Origin of the sequence: Nostoc sp. ChiSLP03a, from assembly GCF_034531215.2 — a bacterium.
In the GTDB taxonomy this organism is placed as follows: Bacteria; Cyanobacteriota; Cyanobacteriia; order Cyanobacteriales; family Nostocaceae; genus Nostoc.
In genome coordinates this window covers 87,671-113,114 of record NZ_JAVRBQ020000155.1, presented here as the reverse complement: position 1 = coordinate 113,114, position 25,444 = coordinate 87,671, and the positions used below count along the sequence as shown (strand labels likewise).

General features: G+C 40.8%; 21 protein-coding genes. 5 read left to right on the top strand and 16 right to left on the bottom strand.

Going from position 1 to position 25,444, the window contains the following annotated elements; translation table 11 throughout:
• Window positions 1–120 precede the first annotated feature (120 nt).
• The 4 genes from RMY32_RS26635 to RMY32_RS26620 are packed head-to-tail and all read right to left on the bottom strand — an operon-like array spanning window position 121 to window position 5,954.
• Window positions 121–2,103, bottom strand: a complete 1,983-nt coding sequence (locus RMY32_RS26635) for a response regulator (protein WP_322709470.1) — start codon at window positions 2,101–2,103, stop codon at window positions 121–123.
• Window positions 2,103–2,579: a response regulator gene (locus tag RMY32_RS26630; RefSeq protein ID WP_322692564.1), complete on the bottom strand. Its 477-nt coding sequence runs from the start codon at window positions 2,577–2,579 to the stop codon at window positions 2,103–2,105. The genes RMY32_RS26635 and RMY32_RS26630 overlap by 1 nt, the downstream gene beginning before the upstream one ends.
• A complete protein-coding gene (locus tag RMY32_RS26625) occupies window positions 2,576–5,710 on the bottom strand; it encodes a PAS domain S-box protein (RefSeq protein ID WP_322709469.1) in 3,135 nt (1,044 codons plus the stop codon). Before RMY32_RS26625 ends, RMY32_RS26630 begins: the two co-directional genes overlap by 4 nt.
• A gap of 4 nt (window positions 5,711–5,714) precedes the next feature.
• On the bottom strand, window positions 5,715–5,954 hold the full coding sequence (locus RMY32_RS26620) for a helix-turn-helix transcriptional regulator (RefSeq protein ID WP_322709468.1): 240 nt from the start codon (window positions 5,952–5,954) through the stop codon (window positions 5,715–5,717).
• A gap of 44 nt (window positions 5,955–5,998) precedes the next feature.
• On the opposite strand from RMY32_RS26620, the gene RMY32_RS26615 reads away from it, so the two are divergent.
• Entirely contained in the window at window positions 5,999–6,304 is a 306-nt protein-coding gene (locus RMY32_RS26615; RefSeq protein ID WP_322709467.1) for a hypothetical protein, read from the top strand.
• Between the two features lie 260 nt (window positions 6,305–6,564).
• Here RMY32_RS26615 and RMY32_RS26610 read toward each other — a convergent pair whose 3' ends face one another.
• Both RMY32_RS26610 and RMY32_RS26605 read right to left on the bottom strand, forming a co-directional pair.
• Window positions 6,565–8,040, bottom strand: coding sequence for a pentapeptide repeat-containing protein (locus RMY32_RS26610; protein ID WP_322709466.1), 1,476 nt, complete (start codon window positions 8,038–8,040; stop codon window positions 6,565–6,567).
• A gap of 270 nt (window positions 8,041–8,310) precedes the next feature.
• Entirely contained in the window at window positions 8,311–9,021 is a 711-nt protein-coding gene (locus RMY32_RS26605) for a pentapeptide repeat-containing protein (protein WP_322709465.1), read from the bottom strand.
• A gap of 231 nt (window positions 9,022–9,252) precedes the next feature.
• Here RMY32_RS26605 and RMY32_RS26600 point away from each other — a divergent pair, with 231 nt between their 5' ends.
• Window positions 9,253–10,467 carry an FAD-dependent oxidoreductase gene (locus RMY32_RS26600; protein ID WP_322709464.1) on the top strand — a complete coding sequence of 405 codons (1,215 nt, stop codon included), beginning with the start codon at window positions 9,253–9,255 and terminating at the stop codon, window positions 10,465–10,467.
• Between the two features lie 87 nt (window positions 10,468–10,554).
• On the opposite strand, the gene RMY32_RS26595 is transcribed toward RMY32_RS26600, so the two are convergent.
• From RMY32_RS26595 to RMY32_RS26580, 4 genes are all read right to left on the bottom strand, one after another.
• Window positions 10,555–12,375, bottom strand: coding sequence for a tetratricopeptide repeat protein (locus RMY32_RS26595; RefSeq protein WP_322709462.1), 1,821 nt, complete (start codon window positions 12,373–12,375; stop codon window positions 10,555–10,557).
• A gap of 62 nt (window positions 12,376–12,437) precedes the next feature.
• Window positions 12,438–12,629: a DUF6887 family protein gene (locus tag RMY32_RS26590; RefSeq protein WP_322709461.1), complete on the bottom strand. Its 192-nt coding sequence runs from the start codon at window positions 12,627–12,629 to the stop codon at window positions 12,438–12,440.
• Window positions 12,626–12,721 carry a DUF6888 family protein gene (locus RMY32_RS26585; RefSeq protein WP_409884050.1) on the bottom strand — a complete coding sequence of 32 codons (96 nt, stop codon included), beginning with the start codon at window positions 12,719–12,721 and terminating at the stop codon, window positions 12,626–12,628. The genes RMY32_RS26590 and RMY32_RS26585 overlap by 4 nt, the downstream gene beginning before the upstream one ends.
• Window positions 12,722–12,891: 170 nt before the next feature.
• Complete coding sequence (locus RMY32_RS26580) at window positions 12,892–16,059, bottom strand: plasmid replication protein, CyRepA1 family (RefSeq protein ID WP_322709460.1); 3,168 nt, start codon at window positions 16,057–16,059, stop codon at window positions 12,892–12,894.
• A gap of 664 nt (window positions 16,060–16,723) precedes the next feature.
• Here RMY32_RS26580 and RMY32_RS26575 point away from each other — a divergent pair.
• Together RMY32_RS26575 and RMY32_RS26570 are read left to right on the top strand one after the other, a co-directional pair.
• A complete protein-coding gene (locus RMY32_RS26575; RefSeq protein ID WP_322709459.1) occupies window positions 16,724–17,146 on the top strand; it encodes a hypothetical protein in 423 nt (140 codons plus the stop codon).
• A gap of 550 nt (window positions 17,147–17,696) precedes the next feature.
• A complete protein-coding gene (locus RMY32_RS26570) occupies window positions 17,697–18,500 on the top strand; it encodes a hypothetical protein (RefSeq protein ID WP_322709458.1) in 804 nt (267 codons plus the stop codon).
• Between the two features lie 260 nt (window positions 18,501–18,760).
• Here the strand turns inward: RMY32_RS26570 and RMY32_RS26565 are convergent, their stop codons facing one another.
• The 3 genes from RMY32_RS26565 to bchB all read right to left on the bottom strand — a co-directional run bounded on the left by RMY32_RS26565 (window position 18,761) and on the right by bchB (window position 21,903).
• Window positions 18,761–19,036, bottom strand: coding sequence for a type II toxin-antitoxin system Phd/YefM family antitoxin (locus RMY32_RS26565; protein WP_322709457.1), 276 nt, complete (start codon window positions 19,034–19,036; stop codon window positions 18,761–18,763).
• A 292-nt stretch (window positions 19,037–19,328) separates the two neighbouring features.
• A complete protein-coding gene (locus tag RMY32_RS26560) occupies window positions 19,329–20,246 on the bottom strand; it encodes a DUF5677 domain-containing protein (RefSeq protein ID WP_322709455.1) in 918 nt (305 codons plus the stop codon).
• Between the two features lie 130 nt (window positions 20,247–20,376).
• On the bottom strand, window positions 20,377–21,903 hold the full coding sequence (gene bchB, locus RMY32_RS26555; protein ID WP_322709454.1) for a ferredoxin:protochlorophyllide reductase (ATP-dependent) subunit B: 1,527 nt from the start codon (window positions 21,901–21,903) through the stop codon (window positions 20,377–20,379).
• A 528-nt stretch (window positions 21,904–22,431) separates the two neighbouring features.
• On the opposite strand from bchB, the gene RMY32_RS26550 reads away from it, so the two are divergent.
• Window positions 22,432–23,121, top strand: a complete 690-nt coding sequence (locus RMY32_RS26550) for a Uma2 family endonuclease (RefSeq protein WP_322709452.1) — start codon at window positions 22,432–22,434, stop codon at window positions 23,119–23,121.
• Between the two features lie 266 nt (window positions 23,122–23,387).
• Here the strand turns inward: RMY32_RS26550 and RMY32_RS26545 are convergent, their stop codons facing one another.
• The 3 genes from RMY32_RS26545 to RMY32_RS26535 form a co-directional block, all read right to left on the bottom strand.
• Window positions 23,388–23,765: a DUF2358 domain-containing protein gene (locus RMY32_RS26545; protein WP_322687975.1), complete on the bottom strand. Its 378-nt coding sequence runs from the start codon at window positions 23,763–23,765 to the stop codon at window positions 23,388–23,390.
• 53 nt (window positions 23,766–23,818) lie between these two features.
• Window positions 23,819–24,382 (bottom strand): hypothetical protein, encoded by a 564-nt coding sequence (locus RMY32_RS26540; protein ID WP_322709450.1) that lies wholly within the window; start codon window positions 24,380–24,382, stop codon window positions 23,819–23,821.
• Between the two features lie 160 nt (window positions 24,383–24,542).
• Entirely contained in the window at window positions 24,543–25,241 is a 699-nt protein-coding gene (locus RMY32_RS26535; RefSeq protein ID WP_322709448.1) for a HupE/UreJ family protein, read from the bottom strand.
• Between the last annotated feature and the right edge of the window lie 203 nt (window positions 25,242–25,444).

The window sequence follows — 25,444 nt, the reverse complement described above, 5'->3', positions numbered from 1 at the left end:
GAATTGCGCCAACGGATTAAACATGAGTTAGCTCAAATGTCTTCCGAGTTAATCTCCTGTTTGACCTGTTATGATTTTATCCTTGAAGCTCTGTTCCATGAAGCTTTATTCTATGCATCTTCATAGAGAATTGGTATAAGTAGATTGGACTAAGTTAGAAATCGCCACGAGCAATTCCTCTGGTGCTACAGGCTTAACGATGTGCTGTTGAAATCCTGCTCTTAATGCGTATTGCTGATTGATTTCGCCTGCATAAGCGGTCAGAGCGATCGCAGGCATCTTTTTTCCTCCGACTTTTGCTTCCAAAGTCCGCACCTGTTGCATCAACATATAGCCGTTCATCTCTGGCATTCCAATATCGCTGAGTAAGATATCTGGCTTTGACTGAGTTAGCGCTTGTAATGCTTCATCTCCTGATGCTACTGCGGTGACGATCGCGCCAAACTGTTGCAGCACAAAACTGAAAAAGTCGCGGGTATCATCATTGTCATCCACAACCAGCACTTGTAAACCCATCAGGGGAGAGGAGGAAAAAGCGGCAGTTGAGAAATCAGTATTTGTGTCATCCTCGATCGTTGCACTATTTTTGATTAGCGGCAACTTAACTGTAAAAATCGCTCCTTTGTCCTCGCCAGGACTTTCCGCCCCAATCGTTCCTCCGTGCATTTCGATCAAGTGACGAGCGATCGCTAAACCTAACCCTAATCCACCAAACCTTCTAGTTGTTGTACTGTCACCCTGACGGAAATAGTCAAATACATGAGGTAAAAAGTCAGGGTGAATGCCCTTACCTGTATCGCTGATGGTAATCTGCGCTTGAGCGTCGATGCGCTGCAATTGCACATTTACTTTTCCCTCAGTCTCAGTAAACTTGACGGCATTCGAGAGAAGATTCCAGAAAACTTGCTGTAAGCGGGCTGGATCGCCCAAAACTTTCCCCACATTTGGATCGAGCATCGTCTCAATCTCAATATTTTTAGCCTCTACTGCTAAATGCACTGTTTCCATTGCGGCTTCAATGGTGGATACCAGATCGACTGGGATCGTGTTGAGGCTGAGTTTGCCTTGGAGGATGCGAGAAACATCTAATAAGTCTTCAATTAGTTGAGCTTGTAATTTGGCATTGCGCTCAATAGTTTTCAGTGCTTTGTTGAGTCCTGCCTCATCAAATTTCCGGCTCTGCAACAGTTTTGCCCAACCGAGAATTGGATTCAAGGGCGATCGCAATTCATGGGAAAGTACTGCCAGAAACTCATCTTTTATGCGGTTAGCAGCCTCAGCTTCCTCCCTGGCTCTTTGCTCAAGTTGCAAAAGGCGATCGCGTTCTGATTCGCTGCGTTTGCGATCGGTGATATCAGTTAGCATGGCGATCGCACCCAAGCACTCACCTCGTTCGTTCAAAATCGCTCTGGCAGAAATCAGTGTCCAGATGTACGAACCATCTTGGCAAAGCAATCGCCCTTCTTTAAGATCGCTCTCTTCTCCTTTGAACCACTCCAGTTTTGCTTCATCTGCGATCTCATCAGCCAGATCCATAAAATCAAATATAGAACGACCGAGTATTTCTGCTGCCGGATAACCCAACATCTGAGATATCCGCTGATTCACAAACTCTGTTCGGGTTTGGGAGTCAATCATCCAGATTCCCTCATAAGAGGTATCAACAATTCGGCGATACTTGGCTTCACTCTTCTGTAAAGACTCCTCTGCTTGCTTGCGCTGACGCCGCTCCTTAGCTTCCCGCAATGCGCGTTGCACCGAGGGAACTAACCGCCCTAGTCGTTGCTTTAATACATAATCGGTTGCACCGTTCTTCAAAGCTTCGATCGCTAATTCTTCACCCAGTACGGCAGAGACAAAGATAAAAGGAATCTCAGGACAACGGTTGCGGGCAATTTCCAAGGCAGAAATTCCATCAAAAGAGGGCAAGGCATAATCGGCAAGAATTAAATCGAAAGCGTCTGTTTCCAAGGCAGCTAGGAAATCAGCACCGGTTTCGACTCTGATCAGTTCGCAATTAATTCCCCCTTCGGTTAATATCATTTGAGCAAGCTCTGCATCTAACAGGCTGTCTTCCAAAAGGAGAAAACGGAGAACATTCATCAGTTGCTCTCCTTTTGTGGATGAGGTGCTGGAGGTAAAGCCCCAACTGGAGGCTGATTGATCACTGCCCAAAACAAGCCAACACCTTTAATAGAATCGGCAAAATCACGGTAATCTACTGGTTTGACAATATAAGCATTCACCCCTAACTCGTAGCAGCGAACTAGGTCAGGCTCTTCGCGGGAAGAAGTCAGTACCACCACTGGAATTACTCGCATTACTGGGTCAGATTTGAGTTGCGCCAGCACTTCTAGTCCATCAACTTTAGGCAGTTTCAAATCGAGCAACACTACAACAGGATACCCTTCCATTCGCAACCGGAACAATCCCCGGCGATAAAGATAATCTAATGCTTCTTCGCCATCACGTACCACCACTACTTCATTGGCGAGATGGTTTTCTGACAAGGCGGCTAGGATTAACTCGGCATCGTTGGCACTGTCTTCAATTAGCAAAATTCGCTTCAGTTCTTTCATTCACTCTCCTCTTTGGACAATTTAGGCAGCGAGAAATAAAAAGTGGCGCCACTGTCAACTACAGCCTCTGCCCAAACTCGACCATTATGCCGATGAATAATGCGTTGCACGTTTGCCAATCCAACACCAGTGCCTTCAAATTGTGGGTCGCTATGCAGGCGTTGAAATACTCCGAATAGCTTGTGGACATATTGCATATTAAAGCCTACGCCGTTATCTTGTACAGAAAAGATAACTTCGTTTTTATTGTCAATACTGCCAACAGTAATTTCTGCTGGGTTTCGAGTCTGGCTATATTTTACGGCATTGCCTATCAAGTTGCGAAGCACCAGTCGCAGCATGGAGGGATCGCCTTGCGCTTCTGGCAGTGGCTCTATGTGCCAATGGATTGTGCGTCCTGAAGTTTCTGCAATTAAATCGCGTTTTACCTCATGTACCAATTCCTGCATATTCAAGTTGATGTAGCGCATTTCGGTGCGCCCCATCCGAGAAAATGTCAGCAACTCATCGATCAGTATTCCTGCCTGTTTGGCAGTATCGGCAATTATTTTCAAATAGCGCTGACTTGTTTGATCTAAGCTTGTTGAGCTCTGGCGCTTCTGAAGCAATTCGACAAATCCGGCGATGTGGCGCAGTGGTGCCCGCAAGTCGTGAGAAACTGAGTAAGAGAAGGATTCGAGTTCTTTATTAGAGGCTTCGAGTTGGGCAGTGCGCTCTTGAATTCGTTGCTCTAGCATTTCGTTGAGTTGTTGCAGGGAGGCTTCGGCAACTTTGCGATCGTGAATGTCGCTGGCGATGCCTACCCATTTGATAATCTGTCCGCTTGGATCTCGAAATGGTAAACCCCGGACAATATGCCAACGATAGCTACCATCAGAAACTTGACGAAAGCGAATTTCTATTTCGTAGTTGGTGCCGTTAGCAACAGCCTGCATCGAACTTTTAAAGACGCGATCGCGGTCATCGGGGTGAATGACATAAATCCAGCCATAGCCTGTAGTCTGCTCCATTGTCAGTCCGGTGAAATCTAACCAGTGTTGATTGCAATAGGTAATACCACCATCGCTACTGCCCATCCAAATGGCCTGCGGTGAGACTTCTGTTAAAATTCGGTATCGCTCCTCGCTGTCACGTAGCGCTTCTTCTGCCAACTTGCGATCGTGGATATCAACACAGGAGCCGATATAGCCAAGAAATTCCCCGGTTGGGGCAAACCGAGGCACACCAGTATCAAAAACCCAACGATATTGGCCATTACAATGTCTGAGGCGATATTCGATTTGAAAATTTTGTCGGGCATCAAAAGCATGGGTGTATGTATCTAAGCAACGCTGAAAATCATCAGGATGAATGCCTTCAGTCCACCCTTTGCCCATCTCTTGCTCCAGAGTCCGCCCGGTAAAATCTAGCCAGGGTTTATTAAAGTAGTTACAAAGTTTGTCAGTGCCGGACATCCAAATCAGTACGGGAGCAGTGTCTGCCATTTGGCGAAAGCGGGCTTCACTTTCGCGCAACGCCGCTTCTGCTTGGTCGCGTTCGCGTAGCGCAGCTTGCCGTTCGCTGATGTCAGCGATCAATGCCACATACCCTTCAACTGTTCCCTGTTTATTAACCTGGGGAACAAAAATAGCATTAATGTAGCGTGTACCACCATCTTTATAAGGCATTTGACTTTCAAATGTTACCTGCTCCCCTGAGAGTACCTGTTCTACATAGTGACGAACTGCTTGATAGGCGGGTTCGCCCACAACTTCCCAAAGATGCTTTCCATAAACTTCTGCCGCCGGATGCCCAAACCAATCTTGATATGCTCGGTTATTGAAGCGGTAGCGTTGTTCTGAATCTACAAAGGTAATCAGAACTGGCAGCGTATCTGTAATTAAACGAAGTTCTGTTTCTCGTTGCCGCAGTGCTTCTTCTGTGAGCTTACGGTTGGTGATATCGCGCCAGCAATCTATTGCACCAATAATCTCACCTTGGGAATCTCGAATTGGTACGACATTGGCGATCGCTGTAATTGTAGTACCATCTGGACGTTCAATGATGCATTCTTCATCGCGGATGATTTCACCATAGCGCGTTGCACGGTATAAAGGTAGTTGCTCTAAGGTGAGGGGCGTTACACCATCAGCCAAGAACAGACTGTAAAGCTGAACATAAGATTCAGAAGACATACCAACGAGAGATTCATTTGGTCTGCCTAAAAGTTTTTGCGCGAGTTTGCTGTTAGCGATGATTGGGAAATCAGGGGGGCCGCCAGCGATCGTAATTCCCTCTGGGACGTGTTCTAGGAGCATTTGTAAAATGCTTTGGGCTTCTTCTGCTTGGCGGGAGCGATCCTGGGCTTCTGCTTGGGCTTGTTTGCGTTCGCTTAAGTCAAGTACAAAACCAATGATTGTCCGATCTCCCTGTTTAGCAAAACCAACTAGAACGGGAACTAAAGAGCCGTCTTTGCGGATGTATTCCTGCTCAAAGGGCTTACAACTCCCAGCCATTGTCAGTTCTTGAATCGCTTGCTCGCTGACCTCAATATATTCGAGTGGAACGATCTCGCCCCAGCGGATTCGACCAGAGCGCAAATCCTCGTGTGTATAATTGAGCATTTTGAGAAAGGCATCATTGGCTTCAACGATTAAGCCGTTGAGATTAACCACAATCATCCCAATAATATTGGACTCGGTTAAGCGACTAAACCGTGCCTCACTTTCGCGTAGTGACTTCAGGCTCGTCTCTGCTTGCCGTTGAGCTGTGCGGCGTGATTCGTTCAGCCAGCTGATTAACCCTGCTGTCAGCATGAACACTACCAAGGGAACTACAATATTCAGATTTGTAATGTTCTGCCCGTGGAGTGGCTTAAAAAAGAAGTAATTGACTGCAAAAGTAGACAAAAGGGTAGCAAGTAACCCTGGCCCCAAGCCACCATACCAAGCACTCACCATCACCGCAGCAAAAAACAGTGCCGCAGGCGTTGAAGTGAGATATGGATTGAGTAGCAGAGTTGCCCATAGTGCTAAGGCAACGGATAGGGAAGCAATACCATAGTGCAGCAGTTTCTCCCGAATGAATGCGCCCTTGTCTCTAGTGCCAGTAAAGATTATTTGCGATTCAGATGCCCTTGCCTTACGACTCATAACCCTACTCTGTTTCTGGAAAATATTGAGTTAGCAGTCTTTTGCCAGGTTCACCCATCTTCCGTAACATTTTTTCTATTAGTTTTAGCGCTATGCGTGAAGGAGCTGTATGCCCATTCTCCCAACGGTTGACTGTTTTGAAGGAAACTCCTACTTTAGCAGCAAACTGTTTCTGAGAAAGATTAAGCTGCTGACGAAGTTCCCGAATTAAATCTAAAATTTCCAGCTGCTTTGTTAGAGACATCTCTGTGTTTTATCCTCCCCCATAGGATAATTAGCGTAGGACAGATGTCTTATTTATTGTCTCTTACTCAAGGAATATTTTCTCTGTTTTTGTCTCTAACCGAACCGTTTGAGATCAAAGGCTCAACGATGAAGCTCAGAGGTTCGGCGATCCAGCTCAAAGGTTCAACGATGAAGCTCAAAGGCTCAACGGTGAAGCTCAAAGGTTCGGCGATGAAGCTCAGAGGTTCGGCGATGAAGTTCAGAGGTTCGGCGATGAAGCTCAAAGGTTCGGCGATGAAGCTCAAAGGTTCGGCGATGAAGCTCAAAGGTTCGGCGATGAAGCTCAGAGGTTCAAGTTTCAGTATCTAAGGGTGAAACTTGAGCTTTCCAATATTCAGGTAGTTGAAGATTTTTCGGTAGGATGGTTGTGCGATCGCCAGAAGAATGAGTTTAATTCGATCTACTAAAAATTAGAATTATAAACAAATTTCTCGGTATGTCTGTCTTGTTATTAGATATAGCTTTCATCTTTTTCATCTCCCTAATATTTACGGAGACTTTTGGTAAAAAAAATAGCACTAATTTAAAACGGTAGAATACGCCCAAATAAATAATGATGCTGCGATCGCTTAACCCGATTGCCGCCAATGTGCGGGTGCTTCGATATAATCAGGTAGGCGAGTGGTGCGATCGCCAACTGCCTCTCTAATCTGATGCAACTCTAAGTTTTTTGCTCCTGTCAAAATAGTCCCTTCCAGTTTGACATCATTGAGGTTAGCTTGTGAAAAGTTAGCTCCCATGAGGTTTGCCTGAGTCAGGTTAGCTTGATAAAAGGTTGCCCTATACAGGTTTGCTCCAATTAGATTAGCCTGATATAAGTCAGCTTCCGTTAAGCTAGCTTCTGAGAGATTGGCAAAATAGACTTCTGTTTGGTGGAGTTTGGCTGCATTCAAATTAGCTCCAGAAAGGTTAGCTCCATTTAAGTTCGCTCCACAGAGGTTAGCACCAATCAAACCCGTTTGCTGCAAGTTGGCTTTACCCAATTTTGCTCCTTGCAAGTTAGCTAAAAACAACTTTGCTCCAGAGAGGTTAGCGACTTTTAAGGTCGCTTGTTGCAAGTTAGCTTTATAAAGGTTCGCCCCCTGTAAATTAGCTGCACGCAGACTTGCACCGGAGAGGTTAGCTGAACGCAGGTTAGCTCCAGAGAGGTTAGTGCGATTTAGGTTAGCCCAACAAAGGTTGGCTCCATATAAACTAGCTTTTAGTAACTTGGTTTCATAAAGAATCGACCTAATGAGTTTAGCGCCAGTAAGGTCACATCCACTCAAGTCAGCCCCACGTAAGTCAGCCCCACTCAAGTCAGCCCCACGCAGGTCTGCTTGTTGCAGGTTGGTTTTTAATAGGTCTGCTTGTCTAATATCGGTGTTACGTAAATCAAGTTTTTGATCTTTTGGGTCTTCGAGTAAATTACGCCTACCGATAACAGTCAGGGCTGCTTGAATATCGGTGCGTATTTTGGGGAATTCTTCATAGAGATTTTGCTCCAACTGCGGCGTTGGACGCGACCCACTTTTACGCCGACTTGAGTAAATTGTTCCTTGATATTCCGGCTTTTGTTGCTCGCCTTTTAGATGCTGGATGGGTGCATTCTCTCGCACAAAGGCAGTGAGAATTTCCATAATTGTCCAGTGTTCTTGAGGAAAATCCTGAGCAACCCTTTCTAAAGCATAAATTGCACCTGTTCGAGTTTCCACCTTTTCATGGCCAAGCTGGGCAATTGCGCCCATAAAGCGCTCTGCAATCAATCTATCTTGATTTAGTTTGGCATTTTGCAAGCCAATTTCTAAGTTTTTCTCAGATGCGATCGCACTTTTCTGCATCGCTTGGGCACGCCTTGCTGCATAATAAGTATTAAACATTGCTGCCGATGCCAGAAAAACTATTGCAGTAGTTGTTAAGGCTTGGTTTCTATACTGGATTTTTTCTGGAATTGACAATTCTTTAATATTGGACAAAGCAAAGAAAATTACAGTCAACGAGCAGCCAAATATCGCTGTTAAAGTTATCAACCAATTCAAAAGAGCGTCTGTCTTTTTAGAAGACATGGTAAAAATTTTCCTTACAACCTAGAATTATTACTTAGATGTTGAGGAAAAATAGTATAGCATTTAGCAGAAATTTATAATAGGTGTCAAAGCACTTATTGAACTAGGGAATTATATCTAATATAATTTTACGTCACACATCAAGAAACACTTGCGCTACAAAAATTACGAATTACGCTGAAAATAGAGAATGAGAAAAGACGCGATTAATTGCGTCTCTACTAAAGAATAGGGAAAATTTTTTCAATCAGCAATTAAGCGGATATGATATTACTCAGAAAATTTGGTTTCTCTGAGGTTTGCTTCATCAAGTATGGTGTTATGGAGAATTGCTCCATGCAAGCTAGCTAGATATAAACTGGCACGATGCAGGTTAGCTTCAGAAAGATTAGCTTTCTCTAGATTAGCTGCACTGAGGATTGCTCCTTCTAAGTTCGCTAGATATAAATTAGCTCCTTGTAGATTAGCTGCACTAAGTATTGCCCCCGCTAGATTTGCTTCTCTAAGATTAGCCCCAGCTAGATTTGCTTGATAGAAATTTATCTGTTGTAGATTTGCTCCTTTCAAGTTTGCTCCTCTGAGATCCGTGAAGCTCAAATCAAGTTGCTCATTTACTGGGTCTTTGTTTGCATCTCTTCTGGCGATAACAGTCAGCGCAGCTTGAATATCTAAACGAATTTTTGTTGACAGGTGGCTGGTTATTTCCTTTTGGGGCATATAAGGAGCATTTTTTCGGACAAAACTAGTAAGAATATCTAGGATCGTCCAATGGTACTGTGGATAGCTATAAGCAATTTGTTCTAAATCATTAATTACAGCTAGACTGATTTCTGGAGTGTTATTTTCTAGCTGTTCGCTTGCTATTCTGAAGCGTCGTTTTAGCGACTGATGCTGATTTTGTTTAACTTGTTTCTGAAAAACAGGTATCCGCAGAAAGATTTGGGATAGTTGGATGTGACTTCTTGATAAAATATTTTTCATAGGATTAAAAACATTGATAAATAATGTAAATAAATTTAAATACTTAATTTTTTTAAATCTTGAATTATGACTTATAAATTCTTTTTCAAGAAACTAAAAAAATGGAAAACATAACTTTTGATTAAGTAGGCATTCCCAATAATCAGTTGTATTCACAAATTTTTAGTTTTATGGAAAATTAACTCTTATTATGATATTTTTGATTTGTTTATAATCATTGATTAACTAAAAATGACTATTAAACCTCAGCAAAATATACAATCAACAGTTAAAAATTTGGTGTTAATTGGTGGCGGTCACAGCCATGCTATTGTTATAAATATGTTCGGTATCAAACCGTTAACAGGAGTACGTTTGATACTGATTACCACAGCATCAGAGACAGCCTACTCTGGGATGTTACCAGGACATATTGCCGGATTTTATAGCCACAATGAATGCCATATTGACTTGCAACCCTTGGCGAACTTTGCTCAAGTACAATTGTATATTGACACAGTAGTTGCCCTTGACTTAAAAAACAACAAAGTTCTTTGTGATAACGGACTTGCGGTAGATTTTGATGTGCTGTCTATTGATATTGGCAGCACTCCAGCCATACTGTCTGTATCAGGTGCGGCAGAATATGCGATCGCAGCTAAACCAGTATCGCAGTTATTAGAGCATTGGTATGAACTAATTGAAGCTGTAGGTAAAAATCCTCAAGAACCAATTAGCATTGCGATCGTAGGTGGTGGCGCTGGCGGTGTAGAATTAGCGCTATCGATGCAATCTCGTTTACATCGGATTTTGGATGAAACTCAACAACCTATTCAAAACCTAGAAATTCATTTATTCCAGCGTGGACAAGAACTGATGCCCAATTATCATCAATCAGTACGGCATCAACTTCAGCAAATTTTAACTGATCGAGGGATTAAGTTACATCTGGGAGAAACTGTGTGTAAAATTGCACCTAAAACCCAGAATAAAGCTAAAGAAATATTTGAAATTAAATGTGAATCTGGTTTGATAGTAGAGTGCAATAAGATTTTTTGGGTAACACAAGCTTCAGCACCCGAATGGTTAAAAAATGCTGGACTAGGAACTGATGAGCAAGGTTTTATTTTGGTAGAAGACACGTTGCAATCTCATACGCACCCGCAGGTATTTGCATCTGGTGACATTGCCACAATGGTAAATCATCCGCGTCCGAAAGCTGGGGTATTTGCTGTTAGACAAGGTAAACCTTTGTTTGAGAATTTACAGCGAATTTTATTAGGCAAGTCGCTCAAACCTTATAAGCCACAGAAACAATATTTGAGTTTAATTGGTACAGGAGACAAACGAGCGATCGCAACACGAGGCATCTTCACTTTACCACCCCACAAACTCTTGTGGCATTACAAAGATTGGATTGACCGCCGCTTTATGGAACGCTTTCGCTTTGAAGAAACAAAAGAGTAGAAAGTGGGTAAGAAGCAAGGGGCTAGAGGGAGAATAAAATTACCTCTTTCCCCTCTGCCTCTTTCCAATGACAAATGACAAATCCCCTCATCTAAGCTGTTCAATAAGCTCAACAATTTGTTGGTAATACTGGATATTCCCTTCTTGATAATACAAGTCTGCGGATTTCTGAAAATCTCTAATTGCTCCTTGATAGTCTCCCAAATTTTGGTAGACATCTGCCCGCAGAATGTAAGCTGAAGCCCAATTAGGCTGACGCTGTAAAGCTTGATTTAAGTCTGCAAGCGCTCCTTGTAAGTCTCCCAACAAAGAACGACTACGACCCCGATTGTACCAGTCTTCGGCAAAGCTGGGGTCGATCGCGATCGCTCGACTGTAATCTTCTATTGCTTCTTGATAATCTTCTAGGGCATAGCGAGCATTAGCGCGATCGCTGTAAAATGCAGCAGATTGGGGATTAAATTGCAAAGCTTGGGTGTAATCTGCGATCGCACTTTCATAAGCTTCTAAAGCATAATGAGTGGAACCTCGGTTGTAATATGCTTCAATTAAATCAGGATTAATTTTTAATGCTTGGTTATAATCTGCGATCGCTCCTTGTTCATCTCCTAAAAGACGACGAGCATTTCCCCGATTGCAATACGCTTGAGAAAAGTCAGGAACAAGCTCTATGGCTTGAGTGTTATCATCAATTGCACCCTGTAAATCGTGCAGGGCTTCACGAGCAATACTCCGACCATAATAAGCTGCGGCTAAATTATCATTAATTTGCAATGCTCGATCGTAATCTTTAATAGCGCCTTTATAATCTCCTATAGAACGACGAGCCGCCGCCCGATCGCAATATCCTTCTGCTAAATTAGGATTGAGTTGTAATAGGCGATTGCTATCTTCAATTGCACCTTGATAATCTCCTAATCGCCGACGAGCATTTGCGCGAAAGCCATATACTAAAGCTAGAGTCGGATTTTCTTGTAATGCTTGGTCATAATCTGCGATCGCACCTTGATAGTCTTCAAGAATACTACGAACCAGACCTCGCTCACAATAAGCTTGCACATCATCAGGATTCAGCTTTAATGCTTGGTTAAAATCTTCAATTGCTTCATGATAGTTTTTGAGGTGAGCAAGCACTAAACCCCGATTATAGTACGCTCCGGCAAAGCTGGGGTTGATTTTTAGAGCCTGGTTGAAATTAGCGATCGCACTTTGATAATCTGCTAAAGCGTAGTAGGCATTACCTCGGTTATGATATGCCTCTGCCAAGTTAGGATCTAATTTTAATGCTTGGTTATGGTCAGCGATCGCTTCTTGATAATTGCCTAAAATATGGTGGATGTTACCGCGATTGCTGTAAGCTGCGGCAAAATGGGGATGCCATTGTAAAGCTTGCTGAAAATCTGCGATGGCTCCTTGACGATCGCCACGTTCAAAACGAGTTACGCCGCGATTATGATAAGCATTGGCAATATCAATATTGATATTATCAGCTAATTGGGTACTCATTTCGATTGTTTGGATATAATCTGCGATCGCTTTATCGTAGTTTTCCAAAGCAAAGTAGGCATTGCCGCGGCTGTGGTAAGATTGCGCCAGATTGGGATCGATTTGTAATGCGACGTTATGATCGGCGATCGCGCCTTGATAATCGGCTAAAAAGTAACGAGCATTAGCGCGGTTGTAAAAGGCTATGGCAAAATTAGGATTAATTTCGATGGCGCGATTGAAGTTAGCGATCGCATTGCGATAATCTTTGAGTTGACCGCTTAAAATCAGCCCTAGATTATGGTAAGCTTCGGCATAATCAGGATTTAACTTGATTGCTTGGGTGTAAGCTGCGATCGCTGCTTGATAATCTCCTTGCAAATTTTGGTTTAATCCTTGGTTAAAAAAATCTTCCGCATTCATATAATAATTTTTTGGCTTTATAAAGAGCGCTAGATTTTCACCCAGCACTCTTAATTTACTTACTATTTTTGACCCTGATTAACTCTTCTTTCCAATTCAGCTTCAGCCTCTTCAATCGACATTAGTCTTGGATTTGGATTAGCCGCGTGCAAACGGTCAACATACGCATGAAAAGCTTCAGTCTTTTCAGGGTTTTGCAATACATAAGCTCGTAATTCAGCATCCGTCATATTTGCAAAATTGGGCTGTGTCATTTTGTAACCACCTCCCCGTTAGGATAAATCTCTATCTCTATTGTCTCTCCAACCAACATTACTATGCGTTTTGTCCTTTCGTCCATTCGCATCAGATTTATTGGTCACAGCAAATTGGTCATCCTTACTGACATTCGATAGAAGGATTTCAACTGCTCTGGCGTTGGCTCCATTTCACCTTGTTTATTATTCAGAATTTACTCAACTCGTTTATCTTAGAGTTTTTGGGGTTCCGTATTTTCTCATAACTCAATTGGTATTACTATATCGTTGATAACGGAAGAGTAGGCATAGACACCATCTGGTTGGACTTTTCAGACTTCGTTTGCATAATTTCAAACTTCCAATCAGAAGAATAATCAGGCAATTCATAACCAACACTCTTAACATGAGCCAGCATCAACTCATCTCGTTGATGCCAAACAGCAAATATTTTCTCTCTGCCATCATATAGTGTTTCTAAATCAATTTGATAAACCTGATTCACTAGTTTTAGCTTCAAACCTAATAGATTTAGTAGTCGACCAAGTATTTTTATGGCTGAAACTTTTTCTTTCTCGCCGACTAAATTAATACCAAGCGCTCTTTTAATATGCTTACTATGCTGTAAAACAATATTTTTCAGCAATATTAAATCTGTATCGTTCTCAGTAAATTCGCGTTTTTCTTCGAGAAACTGAAGCATTCCTAAAGCTCTCATAGCTTCAACTTTAAGCGTATAAGTTTTTAAATCTGGGAGAAAAACTTTTCCTTCACCCCAACATAATTGCTGATGCCATTCTTGTTCATCCCTAACGTGAAAATACTCGCTCTCGTGAGTTAAATAATAGTGGATTAACAACTGACGATAATATCCGTGTTCATCTTGCAATTTCAGCCAAGGAGTAATTTCTACACCATACTTTTGCCTGAGAATATATTTGTTAATTTGGTTGCGTTCTCCATCCGTTAGAGAATGCTTAACTAACATCTGCTCATATTCTACATAATCGATATCTTTAGCATTGGCGACAGCAGTTGCTACTGATAGTTGGTTTTGCTGCTTAATTTCTTTAATTTTACGTTTAATTTCTTTAGCTTTTTGACGACTTTGTGCCCAATCTTTTTGAACTTTAACAATTTCTAAAATTAACCTTTTGCGGGTAGCTAAATCATCGACATCGGTTGCCAAAAAGGCCAGACGTAAATCTCGAATAATATTATTGTGAACTGCATTACTCCGCACCTGAATTTGATGCCCATCAGCAATTAAATTATCTTGCATCGATTGCCGATAGAGGCGAATAGAAGCATTTACTCTTGCAGATAACTTTGCCCAAGTTCGTAAATGAATTGGATCGTAAACTAAGGGCAAATCCACATCTATTTTATGTAGAGGACTCAGCAAAGCTAAGTTTTCTTTTTGATTTTCTTGATACCAATCAGATAGCAAGCGATAATTTGTACTACCACTACCAATTAAACCTATACCTCGTTTAGCACACCAGACAACACGCGGTACATCATCCCGGACTCTTGCTAGCGCTTGTCTTGCTTCCGAGTCAGGAATTACCCCTTGAAAAATGCCATAAACACGGTCGAAATGTTGGACATCAATACTAATTCCCGTACCGAGACTAGGAGTAACAAAAACGCCGTCATATTCCGATATTTTTTGATTAATCGCTGCGATAAAATCAACTGCTGCATGACCAGGTGTATTTGTAGTGTGACTACTAACTACCAGAGTTTTAGGAAATTGCCGCCGTAATTTTTGTAGTCTTTCTTGCAAATAACGTTCAATTGTTTCACAACTATAACGCCCAGCGCGACTATCGGTAGTAACATAACATTTACGTCCAGCAAGTAAATCTAATTCTAATTGGTGAATTAGCGGTGTTGGGTTTGGTGAATCATAAAAAGTTACGTCCCAACCTTGTTGAGGCTTCCACTGATTGAGGACTACCCAAGGTGTTAATTTAATTCTTGCCAATCCCTGCAAATATTCTAGTGAAACATTTGACAAATCAGCATCTTGAGCAATTACTAACCCTCCACTTGTTAAAACTGTCTCTATTAGTTGCTGGAATATTTTTAATATTTTTACACGTTTGTGCTTACAAGTATTACTCTTTAAAAGATGCCATAAAGATTGCTCCACTTCATCTAGAATTATTATTGCTCCTTGCCAATGTTCTGGATTAAGTTTCCAAATCGAATCAACGCACAAACCAAGAGATTGCTGAGGGAATAGAGAGCGTAGGATAGGAGGAGCGGGGCTAAGTGTTTTATTAATATTTTTCTTTCCATCTTCTTTATGTGTTCCCCATTGAATACCAATCTTTTCACACAAGAATCGTCCAAGTAAGATTCTGTGAGTAATTAACAAAACGGGTTGATTTCGACTTTTTGCTTGTTGAACAACGCCTTGCAATGCCGTAGTTTTCCCCGTTCCTTTCGCTGATTTGACTCCTACTAACCCGGAGGTAGGGAAAGGTATTTCACCTATATAAGGACGGTTAAAGGTAAGTGCAGCAGGAATACTTAACTCGGTGTGGGGTTTGGTTTGAGCAAGATAAATTTCTAAATCAACACTTTGGCGATAAACTCTCTCAAAACTATTTGCACCCTTAGCAACAATAAACTCATCAACCCCTTTTTCTATTCCTGGAAGTTCGATGACTTTTACAGGACAATTTTTTTGCTGAAATAAACAGCCAAGTTGAGAAATAGCATTATTTACAGCAGCAATTGTTTTGGGTTGAGTTTCAAAATCAAAGCAAATGTAAAAGCTGCGCTTTGTAATCGCAAACGCGGCTAAATCAGGAATTAGCTGACGACGGGTAACTTTACCAAATTCATCTTTCACAACCCGATAACCACTAGTAATTCCGGGAATGGCAATGGCTACATATCCTTGCGTCAACAATGTGGCTGCTTTCTTTACACCCTCGCAGATGATAAGGGGAATGTTCTGTTGCATCACCCATTGCCAAAAGCCTTCAGCCTCACCATCAGGAGTAATGGTGATATTATCAGGCATGACCAGATTGTAACGCCCAGCGACTTGCTGCCACACTTGCAACGTTACCCGCAAACAAAACACTCGCGTTGGCGTGCTAGGGGGATGCTCGTATTTGATGGACTTGCCATTGTGATTTTGTCGGGGTTGGTTTGGCTTAAAGCATCCCCATTCCATCATTTGCCAATTATTTAGAGGGTCTAGTCCCGAACACCACCAACCACCTTCTGTAATGTGAGCGTAACGCTGCAACCAACTACTTTTTACCATTCCGGTATTGGTGCGGGGGAGTAGCTCAGAAATTAACAGGTACTCATAAGCTGTTACACCTTGGAGCGACCTAAAATTGAGATGCACTAAGTGTAAGTCTATACCACTACTCTTGACTAATTCTTCAAGGTGTTGGGGGTGTAAATAGTGCAGATGCATAGGGAAAGGCGCGAAGGGAAGACAATGAGATTAAAACAGTAACATGCATCTGCTTTTTTTTAATACGCGAGATTGCGATGCTTTGATGATGCTTTTGTTACTTCGTTCCCGGAGACACATCGGTTAGAACTGTAGTGGGTTATTCTGCCTATTAGATCCCCGAAGTAATAATTTTGTATTGTGATATTTGTTCGCTTTTAATTTTTATTTATCAGTAAATTTCTGCGTTAAGGAATGCGATCGCCCTATAACATCGCTATAAGGTAATATCTTCATATACTTCAGCAAAAGCTTTACACTGAGCATCCACTCTATATCACGCCTGTAACCTCTCTGAATAAATACAAAACGCTCATTCTACATAGCCCTTGAACTCTGCTCCAAAGGTTTGAGATAGTCTTGAGTATTAATTTTTCTTTGCGATCGCAGCTAATACAGATACTTCAACGTAAAACTTTTACTCCAGTAGTACGGTAACTTCTCAAGCTGATTGGAGGTAAAATAAACAACAACTTTTAAAATAAGTTCAATCTGCTTTATAAACCCTTTGCTTTTAGTTGCGAATGTAGGAAATATGGCTTTGTACTTTTTCATTTTTCCGTGTGCTTGTTTCATCACTGGCTATTTTTTATTCAAAAATAGAAATAATGAAATCTCACATTTAGTGACTGTATTTGCAGCTATCAGCCTGATTTTGGGTTTAATGTTAGCTCCTTGGCAGATTTTACTTCTACTATTAATTCTTATTCTTATCAGTGCAAGCTATGAGTATTATACAAACAAAATAGTCAGCAGAGAAACACAATCTACACAACAGCCAGTACTCAAATCAGAACCAGATTATCACTTAATCTACCGTGGAGCTTCCTATCGTCATGACCTCAACCCCAAATTAGATGGGGAAACCACAGCATCAGTAACCCATAAGTTGAGCTTTCGGGGATGTACTTATGTTGTTGGCGCCGATCCTAATATCCAATCGACTGGAATCATTACACCACAAGCAACTCATAAGTTGAGCTTTCGGGGAAGCACCTATTCTATAAATAGAACTACACACAAAGAAATTAAAGAGCAAGGTAGTTAGAAACTTGGTGCAAGTCTTTGAAAGTTTACATTTTATTGGCTCATATCTTCCAAATCCAAGAGGCGATGTCTACAATGGGCGATGACGATCGCTAACACTACACTACCGATGAGGTACTGGTGCTATTTATGCCAAATTCTGCTATAGCACCTGCAATTTAATGTCATTATAGACTTTATGCCCAGCAACATGCGATATCAAGAGACAGCCTAGCAGCGATCGCACATCCTCGACTATTGCCTACCGAACTCAATGCTGCTTGATTATGCAATGCGCTATAAATCACAACCATTTTCCGAAATACCTCATACAGATACTTTGAGAAATGGTATTAATCTATGGCTTTGTCAAGATTCATAAACGCGCAAATAATGTTAAAAAATAAGAAAATATTGTGGAAACTACTGTTGAAAAAGTTTATTTTTTATATGAGTGGAATGGAACTTCCTTGATAAAAGAGATATCTAGTTAGTTTGATTGTTAACTATTCACTCTTTGGGGACGCGGTTAGTCTCTAGAAATAGACAACATATTTTTAAACTGTAAAATTATGTGGAAATCAAAGTTAGTATTTAGATTGATACTGTCGGCTGCGGCGATTGCCACTAGCGTGCAGCTAAGTTCAGTGAGTAACTATGCTATTGCTGAAAGTACATCTTCCAATCCGACTGTTGAATCTGGGCAACAAAATCAAGCTTTAGAAGATGCTAAGGTTGCAATAGCAGGAGTTGGTATAGGAGCGATCGCAGGCTTACTAGTTTCTGGTTTATGGTATCAGAAACGTCGTTACCACAAAATCCAGTCACGTGCCAAAATAAACCGCTTTCGTGAAGAATTTCTCTGCGGCTCTTTAGCAGATTATTATTTATCTAATTATAAAGCAAATTCTTCACCTACAAATTCTCGAAAAACTTTACCAACACCCACTAAAGAAGAATCCCCTACTTCTGAGGAAACTTTCGTAACGCCAACTAAAGAAGAAATATCCGATCCATCTACTTCTGAAACAAATAATCTAGCAGCAGAACCTATGCTAACCGCACTATCTGACTGCTACCACAAGTTAATTGAGGAAATTGTTAATACTGACCTCAAAGATAAAATCAGTTCTAAAGACTATATATATCGTCAATTAGTAGAAAATGTGAGTAGTGATAATGGTGAAATCTTTGAACGCTGTTTGAGCGATCGCTTGCATTCCACCCAATCTGAACTACATAAAGTAATAAATTCTCCGAGTTTATTCCAAAAAGAGACTCCTGAGTTAAAGAAAGCTCGTTTAAATCGCACCTTGAAGGCATTACAAACTATTCAAGGAGAATGGGAACGAGTCCAAAAACAAACACTAAATTAAGCTTCAGTTAACCCAACGGTGCAAGAAATTCTCACAGACTGAAAAGCAAGAAACTTTTCAGTCTTGTTACAAAACCGAACTAACATTATTAAATTTATTGGTGTGGACGGTTATGATTACTTGCTATAATTGCGAGAAAAATACAAGCGATCGCACTAAGTTTTTGCGATAGATGGATATTAAGTTTAGGTATTTATTAACTAAATTCTGGATGAAATATAGAATCTAAAAGTTTATTTTCTTGGGGCTGGGTTTCATCCTTATTCGTTAATTCCCAACTCCTGACTTAGTTCGTTAATATTCTGAGGTTTTAAAGTTCTAGCTTTTGCTCTTTCCAAAGCAGTTAACAGACAGACTGCATTTTTAGATGAACGAAGTAAATTAGATGTTTCTAGTAAGCTATCTAGTTCATCAACAGCAATTAGGGCGACGTTTTCGCCTTCTTGTCGCGTTATAATTACCACTTCTCTATCTGCAATTACTTGATTGCAGAGTTCAGCTAGGTTGTTATACCAATTTAATGTGAAGTTGCACATATCTTGATCCCCCTAAATCCCCCTTGAAAAGGGGGACTTTGATAGATGTTTTTCCGGTTCCCCCCTTAAAAAGGGGGGTTAGGGGGGATCGAATTCTATGCAGCTTTATAAAAAATTGGTATTACGAGCATCAGTCAAGTTTGTTTGCTTGGACATGGTGGGAGATTTCCTAATACTGTAGGCTTTACAGTACATAATAGCTTGACTGGTTGGAAGCGCGATTGCTATTACCTTTTCTTCATTTACTGTCAAAACAACAGATTATCCTTATATCTTTCACTCTAAGCCAAGGTTAGTTTATCTCACATTTCAAAAATTGAATAAATTTCTCTAATCCTTTAAATATATCAGGGTAATTTGTTTGCACTTGTATCTCTTCTTCTAGCTCTGGAAACTCATCTAATATGTCTTCATTTGCAATATTCAAATAAAATGTAATCGTAAGAATAATTTTTTCTAGATCATCTATTGCAATAGGATTTGAAGGTTGAGAAATGGAATAGGGACTTATATGGACAAAGTTGGATAGATACTTGTATAAAAAGCTGTATCTTTTATTAATCTTTTCTTTATTCTGCTCACATACAGGATTAATTTTTACTAATCTGCTTAAAAGTACATCATAATGGTTTATAAAGCATCCATTAGCCTTGCTCACAGCTTTATCGAAATCCTCAGAAAATAAATCTTTACATTTTCCATCCTTAAGAAGATTTTTATATTTTTCATTTTGTAATTCTATTTGTTTATAATATTCATTTTTATGAATTTTGTTTTTTAATTCATCTAATTGTTCTCCTAGCTCTTTTAAGTCCGTTTGTTCTCCTACCTGTTTTAAATCAGTCGCTTTTAATCGCCTAATCATTTCTTGTCTTTCCAAAATATCATGTATTTCAAACATGAGAAATCTAAATTGAAACTCTGACTCATTAATATCAGCAGATGTTAAATAATAAAACGTTTTGTAACACTCAATTATGCTTCTTGTTAAAATTGCTATCGATGAAAAATCAACAAGATTTGGGTTGTTAATATTTTGATTTAAAATGCGAAAAATAGTTGTGCTGGTAGACTTCATTCTATATAAAATATGATGCCTTAATTTATTTTTATCATCTAATTTTTCATAAGTCTTATTCAAAAAATTAAAAACTTGATTAGTTAGAATGAGAGATAACTTAAAAATCTCTAATAGTTCTGAGTAATTCATACTTATTACTTTGGGAAATTTCGGTTAGTTCACTTTAATCTTTCTCATATTTCATAACTAAAATAAAAAAGATTAGGGTAAAGAGTACATATAACTCCTCACCCCTCAATCTTATCAATTCAACTCTAAACTAAGCTCCAACAGCTTCCTTCGCAGCATACAATACCTCAGCGTTGATTTCTTTGAAACCGCGATCGCGCGCAAATTTTTCAGTATTTCGCTTCACTTTCCCGCGCACAAATCCCGGAATCTTATTCAATTCTGCTTGACCATCTTTTGTCCAATTTAAATCAGAATCGGCAGAAATTCCTCTAGTAATAACTTCTTTGGTATCGTGACCGCCGAAGATTTCTAACAGGTGATCTTCCATTCCCAAAGTGAAGGAATTGTAGATCAAATCTGTAATTTGATTCGTGCCTTCGTAACCCATAAATGGTTTGTAACCAATGGGGAAGTTTTGGACGTGGATTGGTGCAGCAATTACGCCACAAGGAATATCCAAGCGCTTACCAACGTGGCGTTCCATTTGCGTGCCGAAAATAGCAGAGGGTTCGACACGAGCGATCGCATCCCCAATTACACCATGATCGTCTGTAATCAGCACCTCATCGCAATATTCACTAACCTGTTCGCGGAACCAATCTGCATCATATTTACAGTAGGTTCCAGCCCAAACAACATGAATTCCCATTTCTCGCGCCAGAATCTTGGTAATGGCGGCGGCGTGGGTGTTGTCACCAAAAACCACAGCTTTTTTGCCAGTCAAGTTTTGACAGTCAATCGAACGGGAGAACCAAGCAGCCTGAGAGACATGGAGGGTTTGCTCATTGATGAAGTCTTCATAGTCAACTTCTGCGCCTTGAGCGTTAATTACCTGCTGAATCTTGCGAATACAACGGGCAGTTTCCACTACGCCCATTGGAGTAATGTCTATATAAGGTGTGCCAAATTGTTCTTCCAAGTAACGAGCTGTAGTCAAACCAAGTTCGCGGTAAGGCACTAGGTTAAACCAGGCTTGGGACATCTTTTTCAAGTCATTCACCGAAGCACCTTCGGGAATTAAGGTATTTACCTCAATTCCCAAGTCAGCCATCAGCCGTTTCAGTTCGGTGCAGTCGTGATTGTTGTGGAAACCAAGGGTAGTAGTACCGATAATGTTCACCGAGGGCTTTGCTGTTTTGCTCTCTGCCAATTCGCCCCGCTTCCGGGCTTTTTCAATGTAGTATTGGACAATTTGATCCAAAGTGCGATCGGCGGCTTGCAGTTCGTTATAGCGGTAGTGGTTCACATCCGCCAGCATGACATCTCCTTTCGCTTCCAACTGCGCCCGTTCGACAAAGTTGTGCAGATCCTCTTGCAAAATGCTGGAGGTGCAGGTGGGAGTTAACACAATCAAATCTGGGTGTTCCTCAGCATCCTTGCGGGTAATGTTATCTACCACCTTTTCTTGGGAACCGCGTGCTAAAACGTTGCGATCGACGACACTGGTTGTCACCGGAGTAAAATCCCTCTCCCGCGATAGCATAGAGCGCATGACGTTAAAGTAGTCATCGCCAAGTGGGGCGTGCATGATCGCATGAACATTTTTAAAAGAGCTAGCGATTCGCAGAGTGCCGATGTGGGCTGGACCAGCATACATCCAGTAAGCCAATTTCATGTTTGTGTCTCCCTTTTAAACTCAAATAACTAAGTAAGTGGGCGTAAAAAAATAAGATGAGAGCTTACCACCAACCCCTTCGTGCGTAGTTTACCACCGTAGGCATCGCCCAGCGTGCCCTTAGCAGGGAAGGGGAGAGGTTTGGAGAGAGGTATTATCTTTGAATTCAGCCCATTTACTTATAAGTGCTTGATTATTAAATCGTTTCTGATTTTCTCAAACCTGCTGGCTGAAAAAAAATAAGGTTTGTTGCGGGTTTTAGGTGAGGCGATATGGCTGGAACCTTTTTACTGCTTGGGATACAGCTATCAATTTCAACAACATTTCTGTTGGGTTTGTAAAAAAATCTTAATGTTCCGGTAAATTTGTTTATTGATCGTACAATCAAGGCGTTTAAATCCCCGTCTGAAAATGTCTTTAATTTTGAATTTTGAATTTTGAATTTTGAATTGTTAACTCTCATTCCCTAGTCGGCAGCGTTTTTACCTAATTCGCTAAGATGTACACAAGTTCATTTTCACAACAATTATGGTGAAAACATCCTCCCAGCCTTGGACAATTCCTCCTCTGGAAAATGGCGACAAACTCACCCGCTACGAATTTGAGCGTCGCTACAATGCCACCCCTAACCTGAAAAAAGCTGAATTAATCGAAGGGATTGTCTATATTATGCCTGCTGCTCTGCGTTTCCGAAGTCACGGTCAACCGCATGGTTGGATTATTGGTTGGTTAGTTACTTACGAAGCTGCGACTCCTGGTGTAGCGTTGGGAGTTGAACCTACCGTCCGCTTAGACTTAGATAACGAACCTCAACCCGATGTTGTTCTGTTGATTGAACCGGAAGCAGGTGGTCAAACGCGGCTGAGTGAAGATGATTATATTGAAGGTGCGCCAGAGTTAGTTGTGGAAATTGCTGCTAGTAGTGCGACTATCGATCTTCATAGCAAAAAACAGGCTTATCGTCGCAACGGTGTCAAAGAATATATTGTTTGGCAAGTTTTAGACCAAAAATTGACTTGGTTTTCTCTGGAACAGGGTGAATATCTAGAATTAGTACCTGACAATGAAGGTATTTTGCGAAGTTGGGTATTTCCAGGCTTGTGGTTAGCGGCGACGGAGTTATTAGCAGGTAATATGCAGGTTGTGTTGAAGGTTTTACAAGCAGGTTTGCAGTCTGCTGAACATGAAGATTTTATCAAGAAATTGGGTAGTGATTAACCTCTTATAAATAGGGAAAGTATCTTATACCAATTATGTTTGCACATAAAATTCCTCTGCTTTAGTATGTATAGTTAATTCAACAGAAATGTTAGGGTTTTTGGTAGCCGTCATCATAATTAATGACTTTTGTTATTACATCTAGTGTAATAGTAAGAATTCAGTCCTAATTTTGTTCGCGTAGCTTTCGTCAGAGAGGACTAAAGTCCTCACTACAAACCATGAAGATTTTGATGGTAATTATATTATTTGAATCATCCACTTTTTCAAGAGGAAAAATGCTGTTTTACCACATCTAAGCGGGAACAGTTCCAATAATCGATATGGGAAATAATCAAACCATCAGAGTTAAGACCTAATTCACTCCAACCAGGAATAGAGATCCGTGGTTTCCAGGGGAGAGGAGTATTCCAACTAAGTGTCCACTCAGTTTTGATTGTGTCTCCTAAACGTTGAATATTATGTAAGTCCATCTTGGGATTTAAAAACCAAGTTTCGATAAAATTAATCATTGCTTTGTAACGTTTAACACCACGGAATTTATTCATCGGGTCTTGAAAATAAACCTCTGGGGCATAAATGCTGTAAGTTTGATTGACTGGGAATCTTTGATAGTCTTCTTTGAGGATTTCAACGAGATTCATGATAGATAAATATATCTGTAAATTGGTTGAATATGAAAACTGAAAAACTGAAATTAACCCTCATTCCATAATCGTTCTAACTGACGCCGCCAAGCAGTTAAGACTTCTTCTTGTCCTTGTGAAGTTTGATTTATTTCGCCCATCATTCCTTCGGCGTAAAAGCGTTCTAAGCTTTGCATAGTAGCTTGCAGAGATTGTCCTTGCTGTTTTGCTGCTTGAATAATTTGCCGGATGCGGCTTTCAACTAGTTGATTAAAGACATTATCTAATCTAGCCTGATGGAGAGATAAAAGTCGGTTGATTGCATTGGATAAATCTGCACTCACTAAAGTTTTGCTGTGATGTTGAAATACCCCCCAAATTACTCTTTCATACAAAGCGTAACGTACTTCTTGAGTGTCATCAAAGTTGGCTTCTAGGAACTGTTCTAAAAATGGTTGGGCTTCTTGGATGGGCAGAATAGGCAGTAAAACTCGCAGCCAAGTATTATCTTCGGAAAGCAGCACCAACAGCCGAAAAGTAGGAGTGTCTACTTGCCACGATCCAGGAGCAGTCGTAGTAACAGCCGATGTGTCAAATAATTCTGTAAGCGTAGCCGCAATTTCTTCAGGTGTCATAACTTTTTATTTATATATAGCCTCTAGATTAGCGCAGAGGTGCATCAACACATTCACTAGAAAGCTCGATCCAGTCTGAAAACGCAGTGGGGGCGCACAGCTAGGTGTACGCCCCCACGAATGAATGTATTCCACTGAATTGAAATATCTGATTTAAATTTTAAATAAGCGAGTTGCTCAAAAACACGATACCGATCGCACACAAAGCGAAACCAGCAAGGCTGATTTTCCAGGGTAAAATTCGGTTTATCTCTCCCATACCCATCCCAACACCAATTTCTCTAGCACTCATGGCAACGGCAAACAGAGTTAAGGCGATACCTAGTATATAGGCAACTACTGATATTGTTCCTGCACTAACAATAGATTCAGCATTAGCGTAACCCTGAAATAAACCAGCACTGATGCCCACCAGAGCAAGCACCAGAAAGTTTAACTGATTTGGCATCATCAGCATAGTACCAAAAACGATCGTAGAAATGGCGATGGCTGCGCCAACGCTTTCAGCGAACGCTATTTCTGTGCCTGGTAAATCTAGCTGAAATATATGAATTACAATGCCTAAAACTGTTGCCAAGACAAAACATCCAGCGATCGCAGCGCCACGAACAAACACAGATGAGAGTAAGCCAATCGCAACAATACCAACTAAACAATTTAAACTAATTACTGGATCTGCCAATCCCCAGACAAAGGCTTCCCAGCCGTTAGAGATGTTATGGTCAAATGGTGTACCACTCAATGAACTCAGTAAGCTAATTAAAATTAAAGCTGTGATCGCCCCAACATGGCGAGGCATTAACTTTGAGGTATAAAATTCTGGTGAAGCACGGAATTGCGATAATTTAGTTTTGAACATCACTATATGCCAAATTAGTTTTTTCGGTAATTTATACTACCCAGCTTCCAAAAAAAACTAACAGTTATGTAAAGCCGCAGTTGTAGGAACAGCCCCGATCATCAACTGTATTAATAATCACCAGCAATTTAAATTATTGATGGTTTGCAGGGCAAAAAATTCTTTTTGTAATGATTGCCCTCTCTCAGCAAAATGCAATTATG

Bases quoted from the DNA above. Each gene is read 5' to 3' on its own strand.
- RMY32_RS26585 (WP_409884050.1), bottom strand. From the start codon at position 12,721: ATGCGAATGGACGAAAGGACAAAACGCATAGTAATGTTGGTTGGAGAG.
- RMY32_RS26610 (WP_322709466.1), bottom strand. From the start codon at position 8,040: ATGTCTTCTAAAAAGACAGACGCTCTTTTGAATTGGTTGATAACTTTA.
- RMY32_RS26630 (WP_322692564.1), bottom strand. From the start codon at position 2,579: ATGAAAGAACTGAAGCGAATTTTGCTAATTGAAGACAGTGCCAACGAT.
- bchB (WP_322709454.1), bottom strand. From the start codon at position 21,903: ATGAAATTGGCTTACTGGATGTATGCTGGTCCAGCCCACATCGGCACT.
- RMY32_RS26540 (WP_322709450.1), bottom strand. From the start codon at position 24,382: ATGACACCTGAAGAAATTGCGGCTACGCTTACAGAATTATTTGACACA.
- RMY32_RS26535 (WP_322709448.1), bottom strand. From the start codon at position 25,241: ATGTTCAAAACTAAATTATCGCAATTCCGTGCTTCACCAGAATTTTAT.
- RMY32_RS26615 (WP_322709467.1), top strand. From the start codon at position 5,999: ATGTCTTATTTATTGTCTCTTACTCAAGGAATATTTTCTCTGTTTTTG.
- RMY32_RS26625 (WP_322709469.1), bottom strand. From the start codon at position 5,710: ATGAGTCGTAAGGCAAGGGCATCTGAATCGCAAATAATCTTTACTGGC.
- RMY32_RS26550 (WP_322709452.1), top strand. From the start codon at position 22,432: ATGGTGAAAACATCCTCCCAGCCTTGGACAATTCCTCCTCTGGAAAAT.
- RMY32_RS26595 (WP_322709462.1), bottom strand. From the start codon at position 12,375: ATGAATGCGGAAGATTTTTTTAACCAAGGATTAAACCAAAATTTGCAA.
- RMY32_RS26635 (WP_322709470.1), bottom strand. From the start codon at position 2,103: ATGAATGTTCTCCGTTTTCTCCTTTTGGAAGACAGCCTGTTAGATGCA.
- RMY32_RS26600 (WP_322709464.1), top strand. From the start codon at position 9,253: ATGACTATTAAACCTCAGCAAAATATACAATCAACAGTTAAAAATTTG.
- RMY32_RS26590 (WP_322709461.1), bottom strand. From the start codon at position 12,629: ATGACACAGCCCAATTTTGCAAATATGACGGATGCTGAATTACGAGCT.
- RMY32_RS26545 (WP_322687975.1), bottom strand. From the start codon at position 23,765: ATGAATCTCGTTGAAATCCTCAAAGAAGACTATCAAAGATTCCCAGTC.
- RMY32_RS26570 (WP_322709458.1), top strand. From the start codon at position 17,697: ATGTGGAAATCAAAGTTAGTATTTAGATTGATACTGTCGGCTGCGGCG.
- RMY32_RS26560 (WP_322709455.1), bottom strand. From the start codon at position 20,246: ATGAATTACTCAGAACTATTAGAGATTTTTAAGTTATCTCTCATTCTA.
- RMY32_RS26620 (WP_322709468.1), bottom strand. From the start codon at position 5,954: ATGTCTCTAACAAAGCAGCTGGAAATTTTAGATTTAATTCGGGAACTT.
- RMY32_RS26580 (WP_322709460.1), bottom strand. From the start codon at position 16,059: ATGCATCTGCACTATTTACACCCCCAACACCTTGAAGAATTAGTCAAG.
- RMY32_RS26605 (WP_322709465.1), bottom strand. From the start codon at position 9,021: ATGAAAAATATTTTATCAAGAAGTCACATCCAACTATCCCAAATCTTT.
- RMY32_RS26565 (WP_322709457.1), bottom strand. From the start codon at position 19,036: ATGTGCAACTTCACATTAAATTGGTATAACAACCTAGCTGAACTCTGC.